The sequence below is a fragment of the Gilliamella sp. Nev6-6 genome (genome assembly GCF_001690605.1).
In the GTDB taxonomy this organism is placed as follows: domain Bacteria; phylum Pseudomonadota; class Gammaproteobacteria; order Enterobacterales; family Orbaceae; genus Gilliamella; species Gilliamella apicola_C.
Window position 1 is genome coordinate 1 of the sequence record NZ_LZHP01000049.1, and the last position, 8,841, is coordinate 8,841.

The 8,841-nt window shown below is 34.2% G+C and carries 7 protein-coding genes and 2 pseudogenes; 3 read left to right on the forward strand and 6 right to left on the reverse strand.

Going from position 1 to position 8,841, the window contains the following annotated elements:
• The 3 genes and pseudogenes from A9G42_RS13910 to A9G42_RS05950 all read left to right on the forward strand — a co-directional run.
• Nucleotides 1-1,284, forward strand: a pseudogene (locus A9G42_RS13910) (hypothetical protein); the annotation flags it as partial.
• Nucleotides 1,271-1,540: a hypothetical protein gene (locus tag A9G42_RS05945; protein ID WP_065652927.1), complete on the forward strand. Its 270-nt coding sequence runs from the start codon at nucleotides 1,271-1,273 to the stop codon at nucleotides 1,538-1,540. The pseudogene A9G42_RS13910 and the gene A9G42_RS05945, both read left to right, overlap by 14 nt.
• A gap of 196 nt (nucleotides 1,541-1,736) precedes the next feature.
• Nucleotides 1,737-2,060 (forward strand): hypothetical protein, encoded by a 324-nt coding sequence (locus A9G42_RS05950; protein WP_065652928.1) that lies wholly within the window; start codon nucleotides 1,737-1,739, stop codon nucleotides 2,058-2,060.
• Between the two features lie 111 nt (nucleotides 2,061-2,171).
• Here A9G42_RS05950 and A9G42_RS05955 read toward each other — a convergent pair.
• The 6 genes and pseudogenes from A9G42_RS05955 to A9G42_RS05985 all read right to left on the reverse strand — a co-directional run bounded on the left by A9G42_RS05955 (nucleotide 2,172) and on the right by A9G42_RS05985 (nucleotide 8,821).
• Nucleotides 2,172-3,252, reverse strand: a pseudogene (locus A9G42_RS05955) (IS3 family transposase).
• Nucleotides 3,253-3,589: 337 nt separating this feature from the next.
• Complete coding sequence (locus A9G42_RS05965; protein ID WP_065588915.1) at nucleotides 3,590-4,045, reverse strand: A24 family peptidase; 456 nt, start codon at nucleotides 4,043-4,045, stop codon at nucleotides 3,590-3,592.
• 2 nt (nucleotides 4,046-4,047) lie between these two features.
• Nucleotides 4,048-5,499 carry an RCC1 domain-containing protein gene (locus A9G42_RS05970; RefSeq protein WP_065652930.1) on the reverse strand — a complete coding sequence of 484 codons (1,452 nt, stop codon included), beginning with the start codon at nucleotides 5,497-5,499 and terminating at the stop codon, nucleotides 4,048-4,050.
• A 37-nt stretch (nucleotides 5,500-5,536) separates the two neighbouring features.
• Nucleotides 5,537-7,510, reverse strand: a complete 1,974-nt coding sequence (locus A9G42_RS05975) for a TadE/TadG family type IV pilus assembly protein (protein ID WP_065652931.1) — start codon at nucleotides 7,508-7,510, stop codon at nucleotides 5,537-5,539.
• A 32-nt stretch (nucleotides 7,511-7,542) separates the two neighbouring features.
• Complete coding sequence (tadF, locus tag A9G42_RS05980) at nucleotides 7,543-8,301, reverse strand: tight adherence pilus pseudopilin TadF (RefSeq protein WP_179854621.1); 759 nt, start codon at nucleotides 8,299-8,301, stop codon at nucleotides 7,543-7,545.
• Between the two features lie 16 nt (nucleotides 8,302-8,317).
• Nucleotides 8,318-8,821: a TadE/TadG family type IV pilus assembly protein gene (locus A9G42_RS05985; protein ID WP_065588911.1), complete on the reverse strand. Its 504-nt coding sequence runs from the start codon at nucleotides 8,819-8,821 to the stop codon at nucleotides 8,318-8,320.
• Between the last annotated feature and the right edge of the window lie 20 nt (nucleotides 8,822-8,841).

An 8,841-nucleotide genomic window follows, 5' to 3' on the forward strand; every position in this document is an offset into this window, starting at 1 on the left:
GCTTCGATAGCTGCGAGTAAGAATGCGGTTGAGAATAACCGTTTAACTACGCGTAGAGAGAATAAACGAATTAGAAAATTGGCTAAAGGAGATAAGCAGGAAGAATTACGTTATCTTGCAGCAGCATGTGCACTAATTAAATGTTCGTCCGAACTGGCTGATAATGACCCGCAGAAAGCGGCACTCCGAGAACTAGAAAAGTTAGGCAGTAGTGACGAGTTACAAGCATATAGAGAAACGCTTGCAGCTCAAGAACACACAAAAAATAGAACTATATTTGGTATACCTTATCAAAAAAATGAAAAGTTATTTCAGTATACATTTTTTGATGGTATTTTTGATGGTACAAAGAATATTGATAATGAATACAGCATAACCACTCGAGCAGGAGGAGTCCTTCAGATTGGGTTTGCTGCTATCGATGGGTTTGGAGCAGCCGCATTATCACCAGGTTGCAGCTCAGTGGTGGGATGTATACCAAGTGCATATCTAACATGGTCAATGGCTGATAATGGCGTAACGGGAGCAATGACCGTTTATTATGGCAAAACTTATCATACGCAAACAGCCGAGGGGCTAGCTAAGATATTAGGCGTGTCAGTATCAGATGCTGAATTGTTATTTTCACTTTCAACAGCTGGCGTTACTGCAAAAGGTATGAGCGATTTAGCCCGGAAAGCGAGAGCTATAGGGCAGTTATCGGCTAAAGAAATAAAGCAAATAAGTAAAGAGCTAGAAAAAACTCAAGCCAAAACGGGAGCAAAAGAAAATCGCCCTTTAGATAAAAAAGCCTTAGAAGCCGAGCACGGGGCAGGAAAAGTTCAACAAGGCGGTGGAAATTATAAGGAAACTAAGGATAAAATATATGATGGTCAAGTTGCAAACTCAAAAGCTAATGAGAGCAGCAATTTTGGTGAGCATGTTAAAAATGAGCAGAAGGTTAATGCCAATTCAGGTAAACGTCCAGAAGACAAAGTTTGGTCTGAAACAAATAAAAAAGACTCAGTTACAAATGCTTATGGTCATTGGGATAAACATAAACACGAGTTTCCAGAATTTCAAAACTCGAAGGAGTATGTTGATGCTGCCCATAATTTTGTAAGAAATCCACCAGAAGGCACTTTGACAAAAGTTAGAAAAAATGGTGATACTGTATATTACAATCCATCAACAAATATTTTTGCTATAAAGAATGCTGATGGAACCCCAAAAACAATGTTTAAACCAAATCCAGCATCTCATGGATATAAAAACAATTTGGAGTATTTCAATGCACAAAAATGATGAATTATATATATGCCGCGTATGTGGTTTAGAACAATCAGAGCCTCAATGGGGTATTGATGGAGAATCTCCTACGTATAATATTTGTGAATGTTGTGGTGTGGAATTTGGATATGAAGATTCAACTTTAATAGGTATCAGAACTTATCGAGATAAGTGGATAAAATCAGGTGCTAAATGGAATTGTGTAAAATACCAACCTATTAGCTGGTCGCTTAATAAGCAGTTAGCTAATGTACCTAAAAAATATTTATAGTACAAGCATCTAACATGTCCAACTTAAATATGGAAAAGGGTAATATGTTAGTAATGCAAAAACGACCCTATCCTGCATTTTGTGTTTTTGTCAGTTAGAGGTGACGGTTAACACTGTCACCAAATCCTATAATTCCAATAAAACAAAACACTATTCAAAAAAAGGAGTACATATCGTACCAGCGAGGCCATGAATTATGAATAATGAAGTATCAATAAATATAAGAAATCAAATTAATCAAAGTGTCATGTATAGTTTACTTGGCAGAGCAACAAAAAAAATGAGAGGCATTACAGCAGAATTAAATAAAGATAATTTATTAACAATAAAAATGTTTTTTGATAATAACTTATCAGAAGAAGAGGAAGAAGAAATGCAGATAGCTAATACTGAAGTTGTAGCTGATTTTTTCAATGATTTTAAAGATATCTATCTTGATTTATTGGTTGTACATAAATCAATAGATATTTGTGATAAAAAAGGTAATTTAGGCTGGTTTTATTTGCGTAAAGAATATTAGCAATAATTAACTGAGACATTTTTATTTTAAACAGACTAAGAAGATCCCTATCTAAAAAGTGGGATCTTTTTTGTAAATACCCCAAACTTAGTACACAACTCACGTAGAAAATCATGCTGCTTGTTTTAGTGTTTTATACTCAATCGGTGTCATGTTATTTAATGCCTCATGCGGCCTTTCGGTGTTATAAACCGTTAACCATTCTTCAGTTATTCTCCTTGCTTGCGCTAAGTTGTTAAAAAGATATAAATCGAGTACCTCAGTACGATAGGTACGATTAAATCGTTCAATATAGCCATTTTGATAAGGGCTATCGGGCTCTATATAATCAATGGCTATATCATGTGATTTAGCCCAGTTTATAAAGGTTTTTCCTGTAAATTCTGGTCCATTATCTACTCGTATTTTTAATGGATAGCCATGATATTCGGCCAGTTTATCTAAATAACGGGTAATCCTTCTTGCCGGTAAGCTTACTGCAATATCAATACCTAACGCCTCACGATTAAAGTCATCGATAACATTGAATGTCCTAAAGCGACGTTGATTACAACGACTATCACTCATAAAATCCATTGACCAGCTTCACCTTGTTTACTGGGTGCTGATAGCCTTTCTGGGCTTCGTGGAGGAATGCGTTTTTTACGCTTTACCCTGAGATTAAGCTTTAATTCACAATACACCCGATATACCCGTTTATGATTCCATTGATAGCCGAGCTTTCTGATACGATTAAAACACTTAGGAAAGCCCCAGCGTAAATGCCGGTCTGTGATAGCATTCAACACTGAAACAATCACTGAATCATCCAGTAACTTAGGTTGATAATAGTAAGCACAACGGCTTAAACCAACAATGGCACAACTCATTGCAATAGTAACCGAATGATTTTGTTGTAGTTGCTGTGCCCATGTTTTACGCGCCTTTGTGGGCACTAAAGCTTTTTTATGATTTCTTTCTGAAGCTGGGATTTTAAACTTAGCTCAGCAAACATCTGTTTAAGCTTACGATTTTCAGCCTCAAGCTCCTTTAAGCGTTTGATATCCGACGTTTCCATTCCGCCGTATTTTTCTCGCCATTTATAGAAAGTTGAATTACCCATGCCATATTTACGACAGAGTTCCTTGACAGGAATACCTGCTTCAGCTTCTTTTAAAATAGCGACGATTTGATGTTCAGTCATTTTTTTCATAATTGAATCCTCTTTTACTTTTATCATAGAGAATTTTCTACTTTTTGGCTGTACTATTTTAGGGGGTAGCTACACATAGGTAATTCGGTTAGCTATAAAAAGTGGAAAAATAGGCAACAGTATGGGTGTTGCCAATATCAAGCCTAAGTGCTTTAACCGTATCAAAAATCTAGTCTATCAATGGATATATATCATAAGCTGATGTGTTATCGCGTGAGCTGAGGGTTAGAACTTAATCTTAGCGTAAAGAATATACAGAGCCAAATAAATGCCCCCCCAAAAAAACTATCCATCAAAGTGTAATTATTCGGGGGGGGGGGAGAACAATAAGTAATTATTAGAATACTGTTTTAAATAGTGTAATTGACGTTAAAAAATAACTTCCGCTAATAGCTAGACCATAAGGTAATGTGACTCTTGTTTCAGGTTTTTTAATATATTTATATATTATTGCTATAATCGCAATCGGCAGCCCAAGTAATGTAATTAGCACTAAAAAACCCCAAACATCATTCGGTGGAACAGATATCAAGAGCGCTGTAATTAATTTTATATCTCCTGCCCCAACTAATCGGCAATAAAACATAAATAGACCACAAATCAAAAATATTCCTGATGCTTTATAATTTAGTTGACCTGCACCAAAAATAAAATTCAAAATAGCGAGAATAAAAATTATACAAACAACATAATTTGATATTATTCTGCGTGTTAAATCAGTATAACAAGCAACTAATAAACATCCCCAAATTGTTAAAATAATAACATCATTAATTAGTAGTTGATTCATCATTATTACTGTACTTGCCCTAAAATATAATTATCACCATAAACTCTTTTCATCTCATCAGTAAGAAATTTCATTTCCAATCCTGGCCAATCTTGTCTTTTATTATTATTAGGACTAATTTTTCTACTCGAACCGTACCCAACACCAAAAGCTTGTCCTTCTTCATTCCAATAAAAAAAGTGTTGATGACCAACATCGATTTTGGTCAAAGGGCCATGAATATTATCTCTAATTGTTGGATTTGCCCCATACAATATATTTTTATAAATTCCTCTTTTATGTCCCCATGTCACTAATTTATTATCATTAGTAATAGCAACACAACCACGGAAACGGCAAAAAAGTGAGCGAACATTTGTTGTAACCAACGTTGGGGTAGGATGTGTAGAGCCTTGATCTTCCCTTTTTTCATTTTCTTCATCTATCTCTTCTGGTGTTAACTCTTTATGATAATCATCTCGGTCATCTTCAATCTCATCATTATTTTCATCCAAATCATCACTGTCTCCATCATCATTATCTTCTGGTAATTCTTCATCTTCTTCATATGGACCTTGAATACCTAAGCGACTAGATTTTCCCATACCATAAACTCTACCATTATCAAGTAAAATCATAGTGTAAGCACTTCCACCACCAATATACAAAATCTTTTTACCACTAGAAAAATCAGTTATACCGGCTTTCAGGTTCTGTGTAATAGCTTTAGGTTTAGTTTGAAATCTATTTTTTCCGACTAATTCTTCACCAAAAGCACCTCGATCTCCGTCTCCCCAAGCAAACACTTCCCCATCTTCACTAATAGCATAACCACTATCATAACCGGAACCAATTTTTACTATCTTTTTACCTCCAAATCCAGTAATTTTTGTAAGTGCAATTGCTGAAGAACGAGTACCCGTCCCCGATTGACCACGAAGATTGCTTCCCCAAGAATAAACATCCCCACTCCTTGTCAAAGCGTAAGAATTGTATCTCCCACATGCAATTTCAATAACATCTTGCTCCTTCAAAACTGAAACAGGTTCGTTTACATATCTGTCATCTTTTTTCCCATTCCTCTTTTGTTGACCACCTGTAGCTTCTTGGCGTAAGTTTCTACCCCACCCCCAGACATCACCTCGATCATCAAGTGCAATAATATGATATTTACCAGCAGCGACTTGGGTAATAGAGAGTCCTGCTCTAACAAAAGTATTAACTCTAGCGGGCATGCGGTCACGACGAACACGAGTAACCCCATTACCTTGTTGTCCTGTATATCTGTAACCCCAAATCCAAAGATCACCATTTTCTATAGTTAGACCTGTTTTCCTTAAGCTAGTTCTTGCAATTGGATCTGCTTCTGACGCATTGAGAAAAATTAATGCATCTGTACGTTTATCTCCTGATTGTTCTGCTAACAATGGAAAACATATGCAAGTCATAAATAATATAATGATTTTTGTAATTCTCATTTTTGGCAACTCCTATTTCTCATTATCTTGATCTTGTTCACTCACTTTTATTAATAAAGTTACCTGTCTCTACCTCAATAATTCTATTTATTGCATCAAATAATGACTGATAATCTTGAGCTTCAAATAAGTAGTTTTTATTCTTTTTCATGCAGTTAGTAAACCACTTACCGTACATAGACTCATATTGTTCATCTGTCGTCAAGTTACTAGCATTAGGATCTAATTTTATATAATAAATAGCGGCTGTGTTAGCAGGCTTTTCAATATAACCACTAGTATAGTATTCCTTAGATGTTAAACCTTCTGTTATACTCTGGCAAACATTACCATCTAAAAAAAGGTCTCTAAGTTTATCCGCACCTTTGTCATCTTTACCATCAGTAATAATAATCATAATTTTATTATTAGAATTTTCTTTAGCCATCACAGGCACAGTTCTCAGTAAAGCTGTTATAGTATCCGTTCCGCCACCGGGCTGCCAAGTTACACTACTATCACTAATAAATTCTCGAAGATGTCTATTATGTTCTTTATGATCTTCATCATTACTAAAAGGAATTAAATGAGGTAATGATTTAAAATTGCTAACATTCCTTGCCGCTTCAGCAAGCCTTTCTGAATCTGGCATTTTAATCATTTTTTTACTCATGATACCATTACTGTATAAAGGCGATTGACACATCCCTTGAAATGGAGAAAAACTAGTCATGGTAGGCGATATAATGCGGTTAAACGTTATTGTATTCTCATCCATTTTTGTAAATAATGACCTGAGAGTTCCATCTACATCAACTGTCAAAGTATTGGCAAACGAATAATGCACATCATCATAGTAACCAGAAAACATATAATCATATAATTGAACTATTTTAGCATATTGCCTTTCAACTTTTTTTTTGTTTCCAGGGGATAATGGGTAGTCCTCAGGGGCTTTCTTATTGCAAGCATATCGAGAAGATCCCATATTAACCTGTTCAATATTATGCCTATGTTCACACAGGTTTTTCTCTACTAAATCACTATCACTATGAGCGCCTACTGCAGGACCGATTATTTTTGAATAATAAAGATAATAATAATAATCCAGATAGTAATATGCTGTATTTTTATTAAATTTATTAAAATAGTTATAAGTTAAATAATCATCAATTAGATGAATTTTTTTCAACTTACTCCATTTAGGATATGCGATATTTTTATTCGCCCAGAAATTATAGTCAACTGAATCGTAAGGCTCTTTCATTTTGTACATAACTGAGCACGAGTAACCTTCACCACCAGCAGGATTTTTGGCGTTTGTTAAAACAGGAACTCCAATATCATAAGGAATTAAAGCAAAATTATATGTGGGGTACTTTTCAAATTTGCTAATGATATCTCCTATTGCCTTTCTCATATAATTAAGGCGTCGTGTATCACTATTTCGAACAACTGCAGTATAATCATTACATTGCGTATTGCTGTACTCACATGTTGCTGAACCTGAAAAATCACTAATAAACGCAATAGCAACTGAATCACGAACATCATATTTTTGAGTATTGCCATAGCTTTCCGTTTTATTACTTACAGAAATCGCTTCACTTTCCGTACTGCCAGTATAGTCGTTACGAGTAATTAAAGAATTAAAAATTTGATTATAGGCAATATCATATTCTTTTTTATCTTCTTTATATTCTATTTTTATATTAGCACCATCTAATTTATCACTACTAATTTTTTGATGAACAAAATAATTAATATAGTTCAATGCCATTTGCTGGTTTTGTTCAAGTGATGCCTCATCAGCATTTTTATTATTTATAGCAATAACGGCTAATGAAGCCTCATTAGTTGCTTCTGATAATCTAGCCCGATTACGCATAGTTTGAGTATGATCAATTGAAACTAACATGCAAGTAAGCATAGCGGGTAGCATAATTGCAAAACTTATAATAACGTTTCCAGCAGTACACTTAAAAAAGCTTTTCTTTTTACAATTGTTCTGTTTTAATTTGTTATTATTCATATAATCCTCTCATACTTTTAAAAGAGTATTAATTAACGATGATAAATAGGGCAAGCCGAACCATTATTTTCCGCAATGTTATTGCAACGAGATAATAGTGCAATATTACTACACAAGTTTGGGAAAGTATCCGTTGCCTCTCTACTGGAATTCTTCCATTTTAAATAAAGACTCTCTTCATTAACAATGCACATGCTAATTCGATATAATGGAATCCAACGCCCAGTTAATCCCGTCGCTGGATCAATTGTTCTTTGAACATAGGGTATAAGTTTTAAATAATCATTGTTTCTAGGGGATGATCTTCCAATCATATCAGGTAATGAACCAAAATAGCTAATAGCGCTATCACAAACTCCTGCAGAACACGATTCTGAACTTAGGGTGGCTAATTTAGCATGGTGCAAGTCTTGCGGATGTCTAGGATCTTGTAAAACAAATAAAGCATCGACTCTTATCGCAACGTCACGATCTAATAATGAACTAGCCAATTGACGCAATTCTTGCACTTGGTTATCGTCAAATAACTCATGAGATCTGTAGCAAGATTTAAGATCCCTAATACATGTTAAATAATTATTAGAACTATTTCCATTACCCACCATTGGATAAATAGCTGACCTTTCACGAAAAATTGATGCAACTGTATAATTTGCCCGTTCAAGTTTATTTTGTAGCATGATGGTACTGTATACATCATAAATAATGAAGACTAATAGTGAAAATAAAAAAAAGCAAGCCGCAAACTCAATTGAAACAACACCGTTTTTATTGCGAAAAAAATTATTCAAATATTTCATTGCTATTTTAGTCCTTCACTTTTTCATAAAATTCACGGTAAACAACTGTTTTTTTTGTTAAAGAAGAGTCTAAAATACTTGAAAATATTTCAGAAAATATAGCACGATAGTCATATTGTAAATTAAATAATATTAGGCGAGTATTATCACTAAGCGTAATCTGGCAAGAATTACTAGCTATATCTTGTATTGTGCTACAAAATGTTACTGTTATATGAAAATCGTCCGAATTAGTTAAATAAGGCCATAATTTAACTTCTGAGGTAACTAATTGTTGCATTTGTTCAGCATAATTTGTATTTTCAGAAATTGCTACTTTTCTTGTTATTTCAGTAGACATCAAATCTAAAGCAGAACCAATAATCATAATTCTACTTAACTCAAGCATAAATACAAATAGAGCGATTAAAAAAGGACAAACAATTGCAAATTCAATCGAAATATTCGCTTTCTTTTGACAAAAAAATAATCTCCAACATTTCAACATAATTTTCTCTGCCCTATCCCACATTAAAAACTAATCTTTCTTTC